The organism is Pseudomonas sp. IT-93MI4 (assembly GCF_949767635.1).
Classification (GTDB): Bacteria; Pseudomonadota; Gammaproteobacteria; order Pseudomonadales; family Pseudomonadaceae; genus Aquipseudomonas; species Aquipseudomonas putida_A.
Map to the genome: position 1 here is coordinate 1 of NZ_CATKPP010000014.1, position 17,655 is coordinate 17,655.

The following is a 17,655-nucleotide window of genomic DNA, read 5'->3' on the forward strand; positions in this document are numbered from 1 at the left end:
GGGAGAGGGCTGGGGTGAGGGTGCTGTTGATCCTGACCTCAGGTTACCTGAGCCTTCAACGCCCGGCGCAACGCCACGAGCAATTTCACGATGTCCTGCGGATCCAGTCGCTGCGGCACTTTTACGTCCATGTTGTCTTCCTTGTAATGGTTTGGCCGGGGGAGTCTGGCCAAAAGCTGTTCGTCCTTGGAGGGCTTTCATGCAAAAAAGATCCTTCCTACAGCGCAAGGGAAAATAGCCTTCTTATTCCTTCCCGGCAAACCCACAGGATAGTTTTTTGCGTGATATCAATATGCTTTAACGGTATTTAAATTCTTGTTTTTATACCTATAAAGTCAGCGCCTGCCGGACAGTTACCCGCTGTCCATGGACTGCATGACCGTCGCTTACCGAGCGACGTCCAGGATGCTTCATGACTTTCGATTACGCATTTATCCTCAGTACCCTGCCGGCCTTTCTCAAGGCTGTGGGCGTGACGCTGCAAGTCGGGTTCATCGCCATCGGCACGTCGCTGCTGGTGGCGCTGCTCAACGCGACGATCCTGGTGTTCCGCACACCGTACCTGCAAAAACTGGTGGGCCTTTATGTGGAACTGGCGCGCAACACGCCGCTGCTGATTCAACTGTTCTTCGTCTACTTCGCCTTGCCGGCCATCGGCATCCAGGTTTCCGGATTCACCGCGGCAATCATCACCATGACTTTCCTTGGCGGCGCCTATCTCACCGAAGTGCTGCGCGCCGGCGTCGATGCGGTACCGCAGGCGCAACTCGAATCGGGGCGTTCCATCGGCCTGTCCCACGGCCAGTTGCTGCGCTACGTGATCCTGCCGCAAGCGGGGATTCTCAGCCTGCCGTCGCTGTTCGCCAATTTCATTTTCCTGCTCAAGGAAACCACCGTGGTCTCGGCGGTGGCCGTGCCGGAAATCCTCTACACCACCAAGAGCTACATCGCGCTCTACTACAAAACCTACGAAATGCTCGCCGTGCTGACGCAGATCTGCGTGCTGTTGTTCTTGCCGCTGTCGCTGTTGCTCAGCCGTCTGGAAAGGAGGCTCCAGCATGGCCAGTTCGGGTCTTGAACTGCTCTGGGTGTCGTTGCCGCAATTGGCAGCAGGCGCCGGACAAACACTTTCGATCTCGTTTCTGAGCATTGCCATCAGCACCATTGGCGGGGTGCTCTACGGCGTACTGCGCACGCTCAGCGTGACGTGGCTGAACGCGATCCTGCGGATCTATCTGGAACTGTTCCGGGCGATTCCGGTGCTGGTCTGGCTGTACCTGCTGTTTTTCGGCTTGCCGATTTTCTTCGGACTGAGTCTGCCGAGCTTCTGGTGCGCGGTGCTGGTGCTATCGCTGTGGGGCGCCAGCGAGGTCGGCGAAGTGGCGCGCGGTGCGTTGCATTCTTTGCCGCGCGGGCAGCGTGAAGCAGGGCTGTCGATCGGCCTGAACGCGGCGCAACTGTACGGCTACGTGCTGCTGCCGCAGGCGCTGAAACGCATGACGCCGCCGACCATCAACGTCTACACGCGAATCATCAAGACCAGCTCGCTGGCGGTGCTGATTGGCGTGGTCGATGTGATCAAGGTCGGCCAGCAGATCATCGAGCGCACTTACGAATCGGTGCTGATCTACGGCGCGCTGTTTCTGTTTTTCTTTTTCATCTGCTACCCGCTGTCGGCCGCTTCGCGCGTGCTGGAGCGGCGCTGGACGCAAGCATGAGCGCATTGATCGAGTTTCACGGTTTCAACAAATTCTACGGCGAACAGCAGGTGCTCAACGGCATTGATCTGCAAGTGCGCAGCGGCGAAGTGATCGTCATCCTCGGCCCCAGCGGTTGTGGCAAAAGCACGTTGCTGCGTTGCCTCAACGGCCTGGAAAGCGCCCATAGCGGCAGCCTGAAATTTGCCGGGCGCGAGCTGCTGGACAAGGCCACCGACTGGCGTGAAGTGCGTCAGCAGATCGGTATGGTGTTCCAGAGTTATCACCTGTTTCCGCACATGAGCGTGCTCGACAATTTGCTGCTCGGCCCGCTCAAGGTGCAAAAGCGCCAGCGCCGTGAAGCGCAGCAGCAAGCCGAAGCCTTGCTCGAACGGGTGGGCCTGGCGGACAAGCGCGACGCCTTCCCGCGCCAGCTCTCCGGCGGCCAGCAGCAACGCATCGCCATCGTCCGCTCGTTGTGCATGAACCCGCGGGTCATGCTCTTCGATGAAGTCACCGCCGCCCTCGATCCGGAGATGGTCAAGGAAGTGCTGCAAGTGATTCAGGGCCTGGCCCGCGAGGGCATGACCCTGCTGATCGTCACCCACGAAATGGCCTTCGCCCGCGCGGTGGCCGACCGCATCGTGTTCATGGATGCCGGACGCATCCTTGAACAGAACCCGCCCGAGATTTTCTTTACGAACCCGCAAACCGCACGCGCGCAGCAGTTTCTGGAGAAGTTCTCCTTCGTTGCAACACTGCCTGAAACGAATCCGACAAAGGAACTGGAACCGCTATGAAAACTGCCAAGTCATCCCTGTTTTTACTGCCGCTGCTGGGGCTCGCGCTGCTCGCTGGCTGCAACAAATCCGAAGAACCGGCCAAGCCGAAAGTCGCCAGCGAAAGCACCGCGCCGGCCAGCTATCTGGACAAGATCAAGGCCCGCGACAAACTGATCGTCGGCGTATTCACCGACAAGCCACCGTTCGGTTTCGTCGATGAGGCCGGGCGCTACGTCGGCTTCGACACCGACATCGGCCGGCGCTTCGCCAAGGATCTGCTGGGCGACGAGAACAAGGTCGAGTTCGTGGCCGTGGAACCGGCGAGCCGCATTCCGTTCCTGCAGAGCGACAAGGTCGACCTGATCCTCGCCAACATGACCGTGACCCCGGAGCGCAAGGAAGCGGTGGAATTCACCAACCCGAACCTTAAGGTCGCGGTGCAGGCACTGGTACCGCAAGGCAGCTCGGTGAAAAAACTCGATGACCTGGCGACCCGCACCACCATCGTCACCACCGGCACGACTGCAGACATCTGGCTGACCAAGAATCATCCGGACTGGAAACTGCTGAAGTTCGAGAAAAATTCCGAGTCGTTGCAAGCACTGGCCAACGGGCGCGGCGATGCCTACGCGCAGGACAATCTGGTGCTGTTCAGCTGGGCCAAGCAGAACCCGGGCTACCGCGTGCTGGACGAAAAACTCGGCGCAGAAGCACCGATTGCGCCGGCAGTGAAGAAGGGCAACGTCGAGCTGCGTGACTGGGTGAATACCGAGCTGGCCAAGTTGGGTGAAGAGAAATACCTGCTCAAGCTGTATGACCAATATGTGCGTAAAGAGCTGAGCGATGACACTAAGCCTGAGAGTGTGATTGTCGAGGGTGGCAAGTGGCAGGGGTGATTGGCCGTTAAATCTGCGCTGACCTGAAGGCCCTCTTCGCGAGCAAGCCCGCTCCCACAGGGGTACGCATTCCAACTGTGGGAGCGAGCTTGCTCGCGAAAGGGCTCGCTCAGGTGCCGCTCAATCCGGCCAGTTCCACGCCGGCTCATCCAGCACCCGCTGGCCAACAATTCCGGTCTGCCCCAGTGTCTTCTCCAGCACGATGCAGTTGCATTCGGGATCTTCCTGCAACGCCGAAATCAACCGTCGCGCATGGGACACCACCCACACCTGACAAGCCTGCGATGCGCGAATGATCAAGCGCGCCAGCGCCGGCAACAGATCCGGATGCAGACTGGTTTCCGGTTCGTTGAGCACCATCAATGACGGCGGGCGTGGCGTCAACAGCGCGGCGATCAGCAGCAGATAACGCAGCGTGCCGTCCGACAACTCTGCCGCCGACAATGGCCGCAGCAACCCCTCCTGAAAGAACTCGATGGCAAAGCGTCCGCCGGCCAGCGGTGCGATGTTCAGCCGTGCGCCGGGAAACGCGTCGCTGATCGCCGCCTGCAACGCCTCGGGGTCGCCGATTTCATTGATGGTCTGCAGGGCTGCGGCGAGGTCGCGACCGTCGTGGTGCAGCACCGGCGTGCGCGTACCCAGTTGCGGTTGGCGCACCGGGGCGTCGGCGTCGCTGCGAAAGTGATCGTAGAAGCGCCAGCGGCGAATGAACTCGCGCATCTGGAACACTTCCGGCGAACTGCGCAGGCTGCCGATCTGATCGAACAGACTGTCGAAATTCGGCGTGTGCTGTGCCAGCACGTCCCAGCTGCGGCCTTCGCGGGCGCGAATCATCGGGCCGTTGCGATCCACCAGCAGGCTGGCCGGGCGATAGAGCGGCCCGGCCCAGATGCATTCGCGCTTGATCTGCGGATCGAGACTGAAGCGCGAGGGGCTGGGATGAGTATCCCCCGGCAGCATGAAATGTCCGTTGGAGTCGGGCAATCCGAGGCTGATGGAGTAGCTGAAATCCTCGCCGGCAAACCCCAGGCGCAGACGTTTGACGCCCTGACGCACCGTCGGCTCGATCGCCACTTCGCCGTTGCGCATTCGCCGACTGATGGTTTCCGGCCCGGCCCAGAACGTCGAATCCAGCCCGCCCTCGCGGGCCAGCGCATTGACCACGCCGCCCTGGGCGGTCTCCGCCAGCAGGCGCAAGGCCCGATAGAGATTGGACTTGCCGCTGCCGTTGGGGCCGGTGATCAGGTTCAGCCGGCCCAGCGGAATCACCAGTTTGTTGATCGAGCGGTAATTGGCCACCGCGAGGGTCTTGAGCATGAAAATCCTTCTCTTGAGGCGACCATTGTAGGAGCTGCCGAAGGCTGCGATCTTTTGATCTTGCTTTTGTAAAGTCAAAAGATCGCAGCCTGCGGCAGCTCCTACAGGGGAAATATGGAGATCACGCAGGCGAACGTTGAACCCTGTTCTAAGCTCACAGTCGTATCGTCACTTGCACGTTCGTACACAGGAAGGAGTCTGCATGGCGAGTCCCGGATTGAAAACAGTTGTCGTGCTGAGCCTGCTCACGTTGCTGACCGCTTGCGGCAAGAAAGAAGCCCCGGCGGAGTACCTGCCACGGGTCTTTGTGCAAGAGGTCAAACCGGCGGACTATGCCGCTGCCGTGACTCTCACCGGTGACGTGCAGGCGCGGGTGCAGACCGAACTGTCGTTCCGGGTCGGTGGCAAGATCATTCAGCGCATGGTCGATGTCGGCGACCGGGTCAGCGCCAAGCAGGTACTGGCCAAACTCGATCCCAAGGATTTGCAGACCAACGTCGATTCCGCGCAAGCCCAGGTCATCGCCGAACAGGCGCGGGTCAAGCAGAGCGCGGCGGCGTTCGTGCGTCAGCAGAAGCTGCTGCCCAAAGGCTACACCAGCCAGAGCGAATTCGATTCCGCACAAGCCGCCTTGCGCAGCAGCCAGAGCGCCCTGAGCGCGGCGCAGGCGCAACTGGCCAATGCCAAGGATCAACTCAGTTACACCTCGCTGGTCGCTGACGCCCCCGGCATCATTACCGAGCGCCAAGCCGAAGTCGGCCAAGTGGTCCAGGCCACCGCGCCGATTTTCAAACTGGCCCGCGATGGCGATCGTGACGCGGTGTTCAACGTTTATGAATCGTTGCTGGCTGAGCGCCCGGCGGAGCGTTCGATTGTCGTCAGCCTGCTCGACAACCCCAACATCAAGACCACCGGTACCGTGCGCGAAATCACCCCGGCGGTGTCGGCGCAGTCCGGCACGGTGCAAGTCAAGGTCACCCTCGACAGCCTGCCACAGGGCATGCAGCTCGGCTCGGTGGTCAGCGCCACGGCCAAGGGCAGCGGCAAGTCGGCGGTGGAATTGCCGTGGTCGGCGCTGACCAAAAACATCAGCGATCCGGCGGTGTGGATGGTTGACGACAAGGGCGAAGCGCAGCTGCACAACGTCACCGTCAGCCGCTACCTGATCGGCAAGGTCATCATCAGCGACGGCCTCAAGGGCGGTGAGAAAGTGATTGTCGCGGGTGGGCAACTGCTGCACCCGGGCATGAAAGTCGAAATCGCCGAAAACACCTACGAAGGTCTGCAACCGGGAGCGCAGCCATGAAGCGTCTGGGGCTGTTGTCCATTGGTGTGCTGCTGGCCGCCTGCTCGAAAAGCGAGCCACCGCCGGAGCCGGTTCGGCCGGTATTGTCGATCAAGGTACAGGCGCTGAACGAGGAAACCCTCGGGCGTTTCGCCGGCAGCATTCAGGCGCGTTACGAGAGCAACACCGGGTTCCGCGTCGGCGGGCGCATTGCCAGTCGCAACGTCGATGTCGGCGCCGAGGTGCAAAAGGGTACGCTGCTGGCGACCCTCGACCCGTCCGATCAGCAGAACCAGTTGCGTTCGGCCCAAGGCGACCTGGCCAAGGTCCAGGCGCAACTGATCAACGCCCAGGCCAATGCCCGTCGGCAGCAGGCGCTGTTCGATCGCGGGGTTGGCGCGCAGGCGCAACTGGACATCGCCACCACCGACCTGAAAACCACTCAGGCCTCGCTCGATCAGGCGCGGGCGGCGGTCAACCAGAGCCAGGATCAACTCGCTTACACCGAATTGCGCGCCGACCACAAAGCTGTGGTCACCGCGTGGAATGCCGAGGCCGGTCAAGTGGTGACAGCAGGTCAGCAAGTGGTGACCCTGGCGCAACCGGACATCAAGGAAGCGGTGATCGATCTGCCGGACACGCTGGTCGATGAAATTCCTTCCGACGTGGTGTTTCTGGTGGCCGGGCAACTCGACCCGAGCATCAACACCACCGCAATTATTCGCGAAATCGAACCGCAGGCCCAAAGCGCCACGCGCACCCGCCGCGCGCGGCTGACCCTGGCCAACACGCCGGACGGTTTCCGCCTCGGCACGGCGATCAGCGTGACCCTCAGTTCAGCGATCAAGCCGCGCATCGAATTACCTGCCACCGCCCTGCAGGAAGCCGACGGCAAGACCCGCATCTGGGTGATCGACACCCAAAGCAAAACCGTCGCGCCCCGTGACGTCAGCGTGATCAGCCGCACCGACGGCACGGTGGTGCTGGCCGGCGGGGTCAAGTCCGGCGAGCAGGTGGTCACCGCAGGCGTTAACAGTCTCAAACCCGGACAAGCCGTGAAACTCGACGAGGACAGTCAATGAAAGGCTCTTTCAATCTCTCCGAATGGGCCCTCAAGCATCAGTCGTTTGTCTGGTACCTGATGTTCGTCGCGCTGCTGATGGGGGTGTTTTCGTATTTCAATCTGGGCCGCGAAGAAGACCCCTCGTTTACCATCAAGACCATGGTCATCCAGACCAAATGGCCGGGTGCGACCCAGGAGGAAACCCTCAAACAGGTTACCGACCGCATCGAGAAAAAACTCGAGGAGCTCGACTCCCTCGACTACGTGAAAAGCTACACGCGCCCCGGCGAATCAACGGTTTACGTGTACCTGCGCGACACCACCAGCGCCAAGGACATTCCAGAGATCTGGTACCAGGTGCGCAAGAAGATCGATGACATTCGCGGCCAGTTTCCCCAGGGCATTCAAGGCCCCGGGTTCAACGACGAGTTTGGCGATGTGTACGGTTCGGTCTACGCGTTTACCGCCGACGGCCTGACCATGCGCCAGTTGCGCGATTACGTGGAGCAGGCCCGCGCCGAGATCCGCAACGTCCCGGGGCTGGGCAAGATCGAAATGATCGGCCAGCAGGACGAAGTGATTTACCTGAACTTCTCCACCCGCAAACTCGCCGCGCTGGGCATCGACCAGCGTCAGGTGGTGCAGAGCCTGCAATCGCAGAACGCCGTGACCCCGGCGGGGGTGATCGAGGCCGGCCCGGAGCGCATTTCGGTGCGCACCTCGGGGCAGTTCGCTTCGGAGAAGGATCTGGCCGAGGTCAATCTCAAGCTCAATGACCGCTTCTATCGTCTGGCCGATGTCGCCGACATCAGTCGCGGTTACGTCGACCCGGCCACGCCGGAATTCCGTTTCGACGGCAAGCCGGCAATCGGTCTGGCGATTGCCATGCAGAAGGGCGGTAACGTCCAGGAATTCGGCAAGGCGCTGCACCAGCGGATCGACCAGATCACCGCTGATTTGCCGGTTGGCGTCGGCGTCCATACGGTGTCCGATCAGGCCGTGGTGGTGGAAGAGGCGGTCGGCGGTTTCACCAGTGCGCTGTTCGAAGCGGTGGTGATCGTGCTGGTGGTCAGCTTCATCAGCCTCGGCGTGCGCGCCGGGCTGGTGGTGGCGTGCTCGATTCCGCTGGTGCTGGCGATGGTCTTCGTGTTCATGGAATACAGCGGCATCACCATGCAGCGGATTTCCCTCGGGGCGCTGATCATCGCCCTTGGCCTGCTGGTGGACGACGCGATGATCACCGTGGAGATGATGGTCACGCGCCTGGAAATGGGTGAGACCAAGGAGCAGGCGGCGACGTTCGCCTACACCTCGACCGCATTCCCGATGCTCACCGGTACGCTGGTGACCGTCGCCGGTTTCGTGCCCATCGGCCTCAACGCCAGCTCCGCCGGCGAGTACACCTTCACCCTGTTTGCGGTGATCGCGGTGGCGATGCTGGTGTCGTGGGTGGTGGCGGTGTTCTTTGCGCCGGTGATCGGCGTGCACATCCTCAGCACCAACGTGAAACCCCATGAAGCCGAGCCGGGCCGCATCGGTCGGGCGTTCAACGGTGGTTTGCTGTGGTGCATGCGCAACCGCTGGTGGGCGATCGGCATCACCGTGCTGCTGTTTGTGCTGGCGGTGTTCTGCATGCGCTTTGTGCAGAACCAATTCTTCCCGTCCTCCGACCGCCCGGAAATCCTCGTCGATCTGAACCTGCCGCAAAACGCCTCGATCGACGAAACCCGCAAGGCTGTCGACAAGCTCGAAGCCACGCTCAAGGGCGACCCGGACATCGTGCGCTGGAGCACTTACATCGGTCAGGGTGCGATCCGTTTCTACCTGCCACTCGACCAGCAATTGCAGAACCCGTACTACGCGCAACTGGTGATCGTCAGCAAGGATTTCGAGGCCCGTGAGGCGCTGAGCCAACGCCTGCGCGAGCGTTTGCACAAAGACTTCGTCGGCATCGGCAGTTACGTGCAGGCGCTGGAAATGGGCCCGCCAGTGGGACGTCCGATTCAGTATCGGGTCAGCGGCAAGGACATCGATCAGGTGCGCAAGCACGCCATTGATCTGGCGACCGAGCTGGACAAGAACGAGCACATCGGCGAGATCATTTACGACTGGAACGAGCCGGGCAAAGTCCTGCGCATCGACATCGCCCAGGACAAGGCGCGTCAGCTCGGGCTGTCCTCGGAAGATGTGGCGAAGTTGATGAACAGCATCGTCAGCGGCTCGCCGTTGACCCAGGTCAACGACGACATTTACCTGATCAACGTGGTCGGCCGGGCGGTGAACTCGGAACGCGGCACGCCGGAAACCCTGCAGAACCTGCAGATCGTCACACCCAACGGCACGTCGATCCCGCTGCTGGCCTTTGCCACCGTGCGTTATGAGCTTGAGCAGCCGCTGGTGTGGCGTCGCGACCGTTTGCCGACCATCACCATCAAAGCTTCGGTGCGTGACGAGATCCAGCCGACCGACCTGGTGAAATTGCTCAAACCGAGTATCGATGCGTTCGCCGCCAAGCTGCCGGTCGGCTACAAAGTGGCCACCGGCGGTACGGTCGAGGAAAGCGGCAAGGCCCAGGGGCCGATTGCCAAGGTCTTGCCGTTGATGCTGTTCCTGATGGCGACCTTCCTCATGATTCAGTTGCACAGCGTGCAGAAGATGTTCCTGGTGGCGAGTGTCGCGCCGCTGGGGCTGATCGGCGTGGTGCTGGCGCTGGTGCCGACCGGGACGCCGATGGGCTTTGTGGCGATCCTCGGGATTCTGGCGCTGATCGGTATCATCATCCGCAACTCGGTGATCCTCGTGACGCAGATCGATGAATTCGAGCGCAACGGCTCTGCGCCATGGGATGCGGTGGTGGAAGCGACCGAGCACCGCCGCCGACCAATCCTGCTGACCGCGGCGGCGGCGAGCATGGGCATGATTCCGATTGCCCGGGAAGTGTTCTGGGGGCCGATGGCCTACGCGATGATTGGCGGGATCGTGGTGGCGACGTTGCTGACCCTGCTGTTTTTGCCGGCGCTGTATGTGGCCTGGTACAAGATTCGCGAGCCGCAGAAAGAGACCCGCTAAAAGCGAGTGCTGCGCACTCTATTCGCGAGCAAGCCCGCTCCCACAGGGGGTACGCATTCCAACTGTGGGAGCAGGCTTGCTCGCGAAGGCGTCAGAACTGACTACGCAGATTTACGCCAGACGCTGGCCAGCCAAGGCTGTTGCTCGCGCGGCAATCCCGCCGGCCGGTAGTAATGCTCAAGCTCGACAAACCCCGCTGCCGTGAGCAACCCGCGCCACGCGTCCAGGTCGTGATATGAGCCGTAGCGTGGCCCATTCCAGCCCTCACGGTTATCCCCGCGCGGATTGGAACTGAACAACACCCCGCCCGGTTTCAGCGTGCCATGCAACTGCTTGAGCACTCGCGGCAATTCCTGCAACGGCACATGAAACAGCACCGCATTGGCGAAGATCCCGTCGAAGCGTTCGGCCGGCAGATCGAGCTTCAGAAAGTCCTGACACCACACCTCGCAGCCACTGTCTTCGCGGGCCATCTGCGCAAATTTTTCCGCGCCGTCGAGGCCGACCGCGACATGGCCCAGGCGGGTGAACGTCTGCAAGTCGCGTCCCGGGCCGCAGCCAAAATCGAGAAGGGTGAACGGCGCAGTGCCGTGGATATGCCGTAGCAGCGCGTCGATGTTCTGGCTGACATCGTGGTCGCGGGTGCCTTCGCGGAAGTCTTCGGCCACCGCGTTGTAGTGGCCGAGGGTGGTGGCGGTGATCTGTTCCAGATCGGAGGGCGTTTGCTTCATGGTCGAGGGCTGCGCGGGCAATGAGGATTTGCCGAATATACGCCATCAGGTCTGGGGCTGCTGCGCAGCCATTCGCGAGCAGGCTCGCTCCCACAGGGGAACGCATTCCAATTGTGGGAGCGAGCCTGCTCGCGAAAGCGGTTTCAAAAGCGTCGAATGAGCCCTGCTGAAATCAGCGCTTGTTCAGGCCCCGTGCCAGACGATCTCCACCCAACTGAATCACCGCCACCAACGCCACCAGCAACACAATCACCGTCAGCATGATCTGGCTGTCAAAGCGCTGATAACCGTAGCGGTAAGCGATGTCGCCGAGGCCGCCGGCACCAATCGCCCCGGCCATGGCTGACGAGTTGATCATCGTCACCAGCGTAATCGTGAACCCGCCGACGATCCCCGGCAGCGCTTCAGGCAACAGCACATGCCAGACGATGTGCCAGCGTCGGCAGCCCATGGCCTGCGCCGCCTCGATCAAGCCGTGATCGACCTCACGCAGACTCACTTCGGCAATCCGCGCAAAGAACGGCGTCGCGGCGATGGTCAGCGGCACCACCGCCGCCCACACACCGTACGTGGTGCCGACAATCAGCCGGGTGAATGGAATCAGCGCGACCATCAGAATCAGAAACGGGATCGAGCGGAACAGATTCACGAACGCGCCCAGCGCCCGGTTGAGCAGCGGCGCCTGATAGATCCCGCCCTTGTCGCTGGTGACCAGAATCACCGCCATCGGGATCCCCACCAGCAACGCGATCAGCGACGACACGCCGACCATCAGGAAGGTGTCGATAAAGCCCTGCAGCAAACGATCAAACCACATAACCCGATACCTCCACTCGTTGCGCCCACTGCCCGGCGCGCTCGCGCAATTGTTCGGCGCTCAGGGCCGAGCCGCTGACCGCCAGTAACAGTTGTCCCAGCGCGTGGCCCTGAATCCGCTCAACGCCGCCCTGCAGCAACTTCACGCGTCCACCGAGGGCGGCGAACAGCGCCGCCAGATCCGGCTCGTCGGCGGCACTGCCAGTGAACTGCAAACGCAGCACCACCGCCGCGCCCGGGGAGGGTGGCTGAGCATGCAGACGGCTTTGCAATTCTTCCGGCAGTGCGTGTTGCAGCGGCGCGAGCAAGGTCTGGCTGACCTCGTGCTGCGGATTGCCGAACACTTCCCAGACCGGGCCTTGCTCGACGATCCGCCCGTGTTCCAGGACCACCACGCGGTCGCAGATTTCGCGGATCACCGCCATTTCGTGAGTGATCAGCACAATGGTCAGGCCCAGGCGCTGATTGATCTCGCGCAGCAGGCCGAGGATCGACTGAGTGGTCTCGGGATCGAGCGCCGAAGTGGCTTCGTCGCACAGCAGAATGTCCGGGTCATGCACCAATGCGCGGGCGATGCCGACACGCTGTTTCTGCCCACCGGAGAGCTGCGCCGGATAGGCCTTGTGCTTGGCTTGCAGGCCGACCAGTTCGAGCAGTTCACGCACCTTCTGTTCGCGTTGCGCCTTCGGTACGCCCGCGACTTTCAGCGGCAGTTCGACGTTCTGCCACACGGTCTTGGCCGACATCAGGTTGAAGTGCTGGAAGATCATCCCGATGCGCCGGCGCAGGGCGACCAGACGGTCTTCGTCGAACTCGCCGATGTCGATCTGATCAATCAACACCCGCCCCGCAGTCGGTTGTTCCAGACGATTGATCGTGCGGATCAGCGACGACTTGCCGGCGCCGCTGCGCCCGATGATGCCGAACACCTCGCCGCGCTGGATCGCCAGATCGATGCCTTGCAGGGCCGCCACCGGGCCTTGTCGACCTTCGTAGGTTTTACCCAGGCCGATGAAGCGCACATGGGCGCGATTCAGCTCGGGATGCAGTTCGGTTTTTTCAGCACTTTTTGGCTCTGGAATCTCCAGTCGCCGTTGGATCGCGGCCGTCATGCTCAGCTTTCCCAACCGGCCTGATACAGCTTGCCGTGAGCCTTATCCAGCGCAGCGCGAACGGCCGGCGAGTGCTGGTAGATGTCGACGAATTTGATCAGGCGCGGGTCGTCTTTGCTCTTCGGCTGGATGACGAACTGGATCACGTATTCCTTGTGGTCGAGACCGTCGAACAGCAGCGCCGAGCCGGCATCGAAGGTTTTCGCCAGACGGATGTAGGCCGGGTAGCCCTGGACCAGATCGGCGTCATCGTAGGCGCGCACCAGTTGCACGGCTTCGACTTGCAGGATCTTGATCTTCTTCGGGTTGGCGACGATGTCGTCTTCGGTGGCCTTGTAGCCGACCCCCGGTTTCAGGGTGATCAGACCAGCCTTGGCCAGCAGTTGCAGACCGCGACCGCTGTTGATCGGGTCGTTGGCGATGGCGACGCTGGCGCCTTCCGGCAACTCGTCGAAGCTTTTGTATTTTTTCGAATAGAGGCCGACGTTGTTGATGATCCCCGGGGCGAACGGCACCAGGTCAAAACCGGAGGCGGCCTTGGCGTTTTCGAGGAACGGGATGTGCTGGAAGTAATTCACATCGATGTCGCCGGCAGCGAGGCTGACGTTTGGTGCGATCCAGTCGGTGAACTCCACCAGCTCGACTTTCAGGCCTTGTTTAGAGGCCTCTTCGACGGCGGCTTCCAGTGGAATGGCGAAGGCGGCGGTGGTGCCGATTTTAAGGGGTGCATCGGCGGCGAACACCGCCGAGCTGAACAGGCCGAAGGCCAGGGCCAGTGCTTTGACTGGGTGGGACAGGAATTTCTGGGTCATGGTGTGGTTTCCAGTCAGTGCTGAATTTTGTGGTGTCTGGTCGGGCCTCTTCGCGAGCAGGCTCACTCCTACATTTGGAATGCATTCCCCTGTAGGAGTGAGCCTGCTCGCGATGCTTTTAGCGGCGGTATGAAGAGCCGGTGTGTTGCTCAGGCAAATGCGCCTCACCGTGAAACAGCTTTTCGCGCAAACTGCCGCTGTCATACGCAGTCTTGTACGACCCACGCCGTTGCAGCTCCGGAATCACCAGCTCAATGAAATCGACATAGCTTTCCGGGGTAACGATGCGCGTGAGGTTGAAGCCGTCCAGCCCGGTTTCGGCGATCCACGATTCCAGTTCATCCGCCACCTGCTCAGGCGAGCCGACCACGGTGATGTAGCGGCCACCGAGGGCGTGCTGCTCGAGCAATTTGCGTCGGGTCCAGTCGTTGTTCTGCAGGTTTTTGGTCGCGGACTGGATGGCATTGCTCTTGACGTACTGGATCGGTTCGTCGATTTCGTACTGGGAAAAGTCGATGCCGGTGGAGGCCGAGAAATGCGCGACGCCGGCCTCGGCGCTGGCATAACTCAGGTACTCGGCGTGCTTGGCCCACGCGGCCTCTTCGGTCGCGCCGACGATCACGTTGAGGCCCATGAACACCTTGATGTCCTCGGGATTGCGTCCGGCTTCGACGGCGCTGGCGCGGACCTTGTCCACCTGCACTTTGGTCGACGGTTTGTTCTGCCCGCTGATGAACACGCACTCGGCGTGACGTCCGGCGAACAGCAAACCGCGATCGGAACTGCCGGCCTGGAACAGCACCGGCGTACGCTGCGGCGACGGTTCGCAGAGGTGATAACCCTCGACTTGATAGAACTCGCCGTGGTGCTCGACCTTGTGCACCTTCTCCGGCTGCGCGTAGATGCGCTGCTCACGGTCATTGAGCACCGCGCCGTTTTCCCAACTGCCCTCCCAGAGTTTGTAGAGCACTTCGAGGTACTCGTCGGCCTGATCGTAGCGACGGTCATGCTCGACCTGTTCGCGCAGGCCCATGGCCTTGGCGGCGCTGTCGAGGTAACCGGTGACGATGTTCCAGCCGACCCGACCCCGGCTCAGATGATCGAGCGACGACATGCGCCGGGCGAACAGATACGGCGGCTCGTAAGTGAGGTTGGCGGTCAGGCCGAAGCCGAGGTTTTTCGTCACGGCGGCCATCGCCGACACCAACAGCAGCGGGTCGTTGACCGGCAACTGGATCGACTCTTTGAGCGTGACGTCCACCGAGTTCTGGTAGACGTCGTACACGCCGACGATGTCGGCGATGAACAGCCCGTCAAACAGCCCGCGCTCCAGCAACTGCGCCAGTTCGGTCCAGTATTCGATTGTGTTGTAGCGGGTCGAGGTGTCGCGCGGATGCGTCCACAGGCCATGGTTGATGTGGCCGATGCAGTTCATGTTGAACGCGTTGAGCAGGATCTTCTTTTTTGCGGCGCTCATCAGATCGTCCCTCGCAGCGGAGGGTTTTCATCGTTGAGGTAGTAGTTGCCCACCGCGTGATACTTCCAGCGTACCGGGTCGTGCAGGGTGTGCACCCGGGCGTTGCGCCAGTGACGGTCGAGGCCGTGCTCGATCAGGGTCGCCTGACTGCCGGCCAGTTCAAACAGGGTGCTGCCGGCCGCCAGGGAAATTTCAGTGCTGATCGCCCGTGCTTCGGCGACGGCAATCGACGCGGCAGCGACGGTTTCGGCATTGGTCTCGGCCTGGGCCTTGTCGAGGAATTCGCCAGAGCGCTCAAGCAGCGCTTCGGTGGCGTGCAGGCGAATACTCAAGTGGCCGAAGCTCTTCAGGGTCAGCGGGTCTTCGGTGGCCTTGTCGTTACCGGAGTCGATCCATGGCCGGGTCTTGCTGCGCACGAAGTGCAGCGCATCTTCATAAGCGGCGCGAGCGATGCCGGTGTCGATGGCGGCGTGAAGGATCTGCGCCAGCGGGCCGACCGTGGTCGGACGCTCGAAAGCGCTCTGAAACGGTATTACGTCCTCGGCGGCAACGTAGACGTCTTCGAACACCACGGATCCGCTGCCGGTGGTGCGCTGACCGAAACCACTCCAGTCGTCGATGACCGTCAGGCCTTGGCTGTCACGCGGGACGAAGGCCAGTTGCTGCACGCCATTTTCATCGACCACGGAGGTCGGGATACGCTGCGCGTAGATCGCGCCGGTCGCGTAAAACTTGCGCCCGTTGATGCGATAGCCGTCGCCGTCACGCTTGAGGCTGGTGACGCGGTCGTGGGCGGTTTTGGTACCCAGTTCCGCCAGGGCATTGCCGAAACGTTGACCGGCCAGCACCTCGGCGTACAGCCGCTGTTTCTGCTCGTGGCTGCCGTTAACGCGCAGCACTTCGAGGGCGTAGAAATGGTTCTGCGGAATCTGTCCGAGGGAGCCGTCGGCCTGAGCGATCAGGGCGATGACTTTGGCCAGGGTCACGTTGGACACGCCGGCGCCGCCGTATTCCTTGGGCACGCTGATGCCCCACAGGCCAGAGCGGGAAAACACGTCGAGCTCCGGCAGTGGCAGGCGGCGTTCACGGTCGCGCACGGCACTGTCGCGTTTGAAATCTTCGGCCAGGTCGCTGGCGACGATCAGGGCTTGCTCATCGCTGGTGATGACCGCGACGGGGTGAGAATAAGTCATATGCTTCTCCAGATGTCTGGTCGTTAAATCCAGGAATGGCGAGCCGGTAGAGTGCCGTTGAGGCGATAGGCGCCGACCGCGTGATATTTCCAGCGCACCGGGTCGTGCAGGGTGTGCACCCGGGCGTTGCGCCAGTGGCGGTCGAGGTTGAATTCGGCGAGGGTCGCGCGGCTGCCGGCCAGTTCGAAGAGTTTTTCGCTGGCCTGCAGCGAGATCTCGGTGGTCAGCACTTTGGCCTCGGCCACCGCAATTGAAGCGCGGGCGGCGGACTCGGCGGTCAGCGGCGCGGCATGGACTTGGTCGAGCACTTTGCCGGCCTTGCGCAACAGTGCTTCAGCCGCGTGCAGTTCGATTTTCAGTTTGCCGATGTCGGCGATCACGTAGAGGTCATCGCTGGCGCGTTCGACCTTGGCGTCGATCCAGGGCCGCGCGCGGGTTTTGACGAATTCAATGGCATCGTCGATGGCGCCACGGGCAATGCCGGCGTCGATGGCCGCCTGAATCAGCTGCGACACGGCGCCTTGAGTGTTTGGCTTCTCGTTGATTTTCCAGTTATCGACGACCAGGCTCGACTCTACGCGCACGTTGTTCAGCAGAATCGTGCCGCTGGCGGTGGTGCGCTGACCGAAGCCCGACCAGTCATCAACGATGCGCAGGCCCGGGGTGCCACGGCGGACGAAGGCCAGCACTTGTTTGCCGTCGTCATTGAGCGCCTTGACCGCCACCCAGTGCGCGAACAGCGCGCCGGTGGAATAAAACTTCTGGCCGTTGATCACGTAGTCATCGCCGTCGGCGGTGATGCGGGCTTTCAATTCCAGGGTATTTTTGGTTCCGCGCTCAGGACCCGCATTGCCGATGCGCCAACCTTCCAGAACACTCTGGAACAGCTGTTTTTTCTGCGCTTCGGTGGCGCTGCCGAGTACCAGGTTGATGATGCCGAACTGGTTCTGCGGGATCTGTCCCAGCGCCGGATCGGCCGCGGAAATGATTGCGAACACTTCGGCCAATGTGACGAATGAAACTTGTGGGCCACCGTATTCGCGCGGGATGGCAATGCTGCCGAGGCCGCTGCGGGTGAACTGTTCGATTTCCGACCACGGCAGCTTGCGCTGACGATCACGTTTGGCGGCCTGCGCGCGGGCGACTTGCGCCAGTTCGTGGGCAGCCTTGATGGCTTGGGCGTCGTTGCGCAAGACCTGCGCGGGCAACAACAACGGGGCGATGTCCAGATCAGACTGGAGATTTGCGTCTGCCAGACTGGACATCAGTGCCGCTCCTTGGCTGCACGCAATGCCCTGGCGATCTGCACTGGGGTGATTGTGTTCCGGACCATACTACCTACCTCACATCTCATGAAAAACGCCGCAAAAGTGCGGCGAACGAAAGAATGTCCGGTGGTCCGGTT

15 protein-coding genes are annotated in these 17,655 nt (G+C 61.6%); 7 read left to right on the plus strand and 8 right to left on the minus strand.

What is annotated here, in order from left to right; translation table 11 throughout:
- Window positions 1-412 precede the first annotated feature (412 nt).
- Genes ACM6I7_RS11300 through ACM6I7_RS11315 form a run of 4 tightly spaced genes read left to right on the plus strand, consistent with a single transcriptional unit; the run spans window position 413 to window position 3,375 of the window.
- The gene (locus tag ACM6I7_RS11300; RefSeq protein ID WP_414888591.1) at window positions 413-1,078 is read left to right on the plus strand and encodes an amino acid ABC transporter permease; all 666 of its coding nucleotides are present in this window, start codon (window positions 413-415) and stop codon (window positions 1,076-1,078) included.
- On the plus strand, window positions 1,059-1,718 hold the full coding sequence (locus ACM6I7_RS11305; RefSeq protein WP_414888592.1) for an amino acid ABC transporter permease: 660 nt from the start codon (window positions 1,059-1,061) through the stop codon (window positions 1,716-1,718). The genes ACM6I7_RS11300 and ACM6I7_RS11305 overlap by 20 nt, the downstream gene beginning before the upstream one ends.
- On the plus strand, window positions 1,715-2,497 hold the full coding sequence (locus ACM6I7_RS11310; protein WP_414888593.1) for an amino acid ABC transporter ATP-binding protein: 783 nt from the start codon (window positions 1,715-1,717) through the stop codon (window positions 2,495-2,497). The genes ACM6I7_RS11305 and ACM6I7_RS11310 overlap by 4 nt, the downstream gene beginning before the upstream one ends.
- Window positions 2,494-3,375 (plus strand): transporter substrate-binding domain-containing protein, encoded by an 882-nt coding sequence (locus ACM6I7_RS11315; RefSeq protein ID WP_027611176.1) that lies wholly within the window; start codon window positions 2,494-2,496, stop codon window positions 3,373-3,375. Before ACM6I7_RS11310 ends, ACM6I7_RS11315 begins: the two co-directional genes overlap by 4 nt.
- A 120-nt stretch (window positions 3,376-3,495) precedes the next feature.
- On the opposite strand, the gene ACM6I7_RS11320 is transcribed toward ACM6I7_RS11315, so the two are convergent.
- Complete coding sequence (locus tag ACM6I7_RS11320) at window positions 3,496-4,692, minus strand: AAA family ATPase (protein WP_150369401.1); 1,197 nt, start codon at window positions 4,690-4,692, stop codon at window positions 3,496-3,498.
- A 202-nt stretch (window positions 4,693-4,894) separates the two neighbouring features.
- Between ACM6I7_RS11320 and ACM6I7_RS11325 the strand changes: the two genes are divergently transcribed.
- From ACM6I7_RS11325 to ACM6I7_RS11335, 3 genes are read left to right on the plus strand one after another with little or no spacing between them, the layout of a single operon-like run.
- Entirely contained in the window at window positions 4,895-5,998 is a 1,104-nt protein-coding gene (locus ACM6I7_RS11325) for an efflux RND transporter periplasmic adaptor subunit (RefSeq protein ID WP_096797448.1), read from the plus strand.
- Complete coding sequence (locus tag ACM6I7_RS11330; protein ID WP_027611179.1) at window positions 5,995-7,059, plus strand: efflux RND transporter periplasmic adaptor subunit; 1,065 nt, start codon at window positions 5,995-5,997, stop codon at window positions 7,057-7,059. Before ACM6I7_RS11325 ends, ACM6I7_RS11330 begins: the two co-directional genes overlap by 4 nt.
- A complete protein-coding gene (locus ACM6I7_RS11335; RefSeq protein WP_414888594.1) occupies window positions 7,056-10,109 on the plus strand; it encodes an efflux RND transporter permease subunit in 3,054 nt (1,017 codons plus the stop codon). The genes ACM6I7_RS11330 and ACM6I7_RS11335 overlap by 4 nt, the downstream gene beginning before the upstream one ends.
- Before the next feature lie 101 nt (window positions 10,110-10,210).
- Here the strand turns inward: ACM6I7_RS11335 and ACM6I7_RS11340 are convergent, their stop codons facing one another.
- From ACM6I7_RS11340 to ACM6I7_RS11370, 7 genes are all read right to left on the minus strand, one after another.
- Entirely contained in the window at window positions 10,211-10,840 is a 630-nt protein-coding gene (locus ACM6I7_RS11340; RefSeq protein ID WP_414888595.1) for a class I SAM-dependent methyltransferase, read from the minus strand.
- 172 nt (window positions 10,841-11,012) lie between these two features.
- Window positions 11,013-11,657 (minus strand): methionine ABC transporter permease, encoded by a 645-nt coding sequence (locus ACM6I7_RS11345; protein ID WP_027611182.1) that lies wholly within the window; start codon window positions 11,655-11,657, stop codon window positions 11,013-11,015.
- Window positions 11,647-12,768: a methionine ABC transporter ATP-binding protein gene (locus tag ACM6I7_RS11350; protein ID WP_414888596.1), complete on the minus strand. Its 1,122-nt coding sequence runs from the start codon at window positions 12,766-12,768 to the stop codon at window positions 11,647-11,649. Before ACM6I7_RS11350 ends, ACM6I7_RS11345 begins: the two co-directional genes overlap by 11 nt.
- 2 nt (window positions 12,769-12,770) lie before the next feature.
- Entirely contained in the window at window positions 12,771-13,580 is an 810-nt protein-coding gene (locus ACM6I7_RS11355) for a MetQ/NlpA family ABC transporter substrate-binding protein (protein ID WP_083367342.1), read from the minus strand.
- Window positions 13,581-13,698: 118 nt separating this feature from the next.
- Window positions 13,699-15,057, minus strand: a complete 1,359-nt coding sequence (locus ACM6I7_RS11360; protein WP_414888597.1) for an LLM class flavin-dependent oxidoreductase — start codon at window positions 15,055-15,057, stop codon at window positions 13,699-13,701.
- Window positions 15,057-16,250 carry an SfnB family sulfur acquisition oxidoreductase gene (locus ACM6I7_RS11365; RefSeq protein ID WP_414888598.1) on the minus strand — a complete coding sequence of 398 codons (1,194 nt, stop codon included), beginning with the start codon at window positions 16,248-16,250 and terminating at the stop codon, window positions 15,057-15,059. The genes ACM6I7_RS11360 and ACM6I7_RS11365 overlap by 1 nt, the downstream gene beginning before the upstream one ends.
- A gap of 23 nt (window positions 16,251-16,273) precedes the next feature.
- A complete protein-coding gene (locus ACM6I7_RS11370; protein ID WP_097086876.1) occupies window positions 16,274-17,515 on the minus strand; it encodes an SfnB family sulfur acquisition oxidoreductase in 1,242 nt (413 codons plus the stop codon).
- Window positions 17,516-17,655 lie beyond the last annotated feature (140 nt).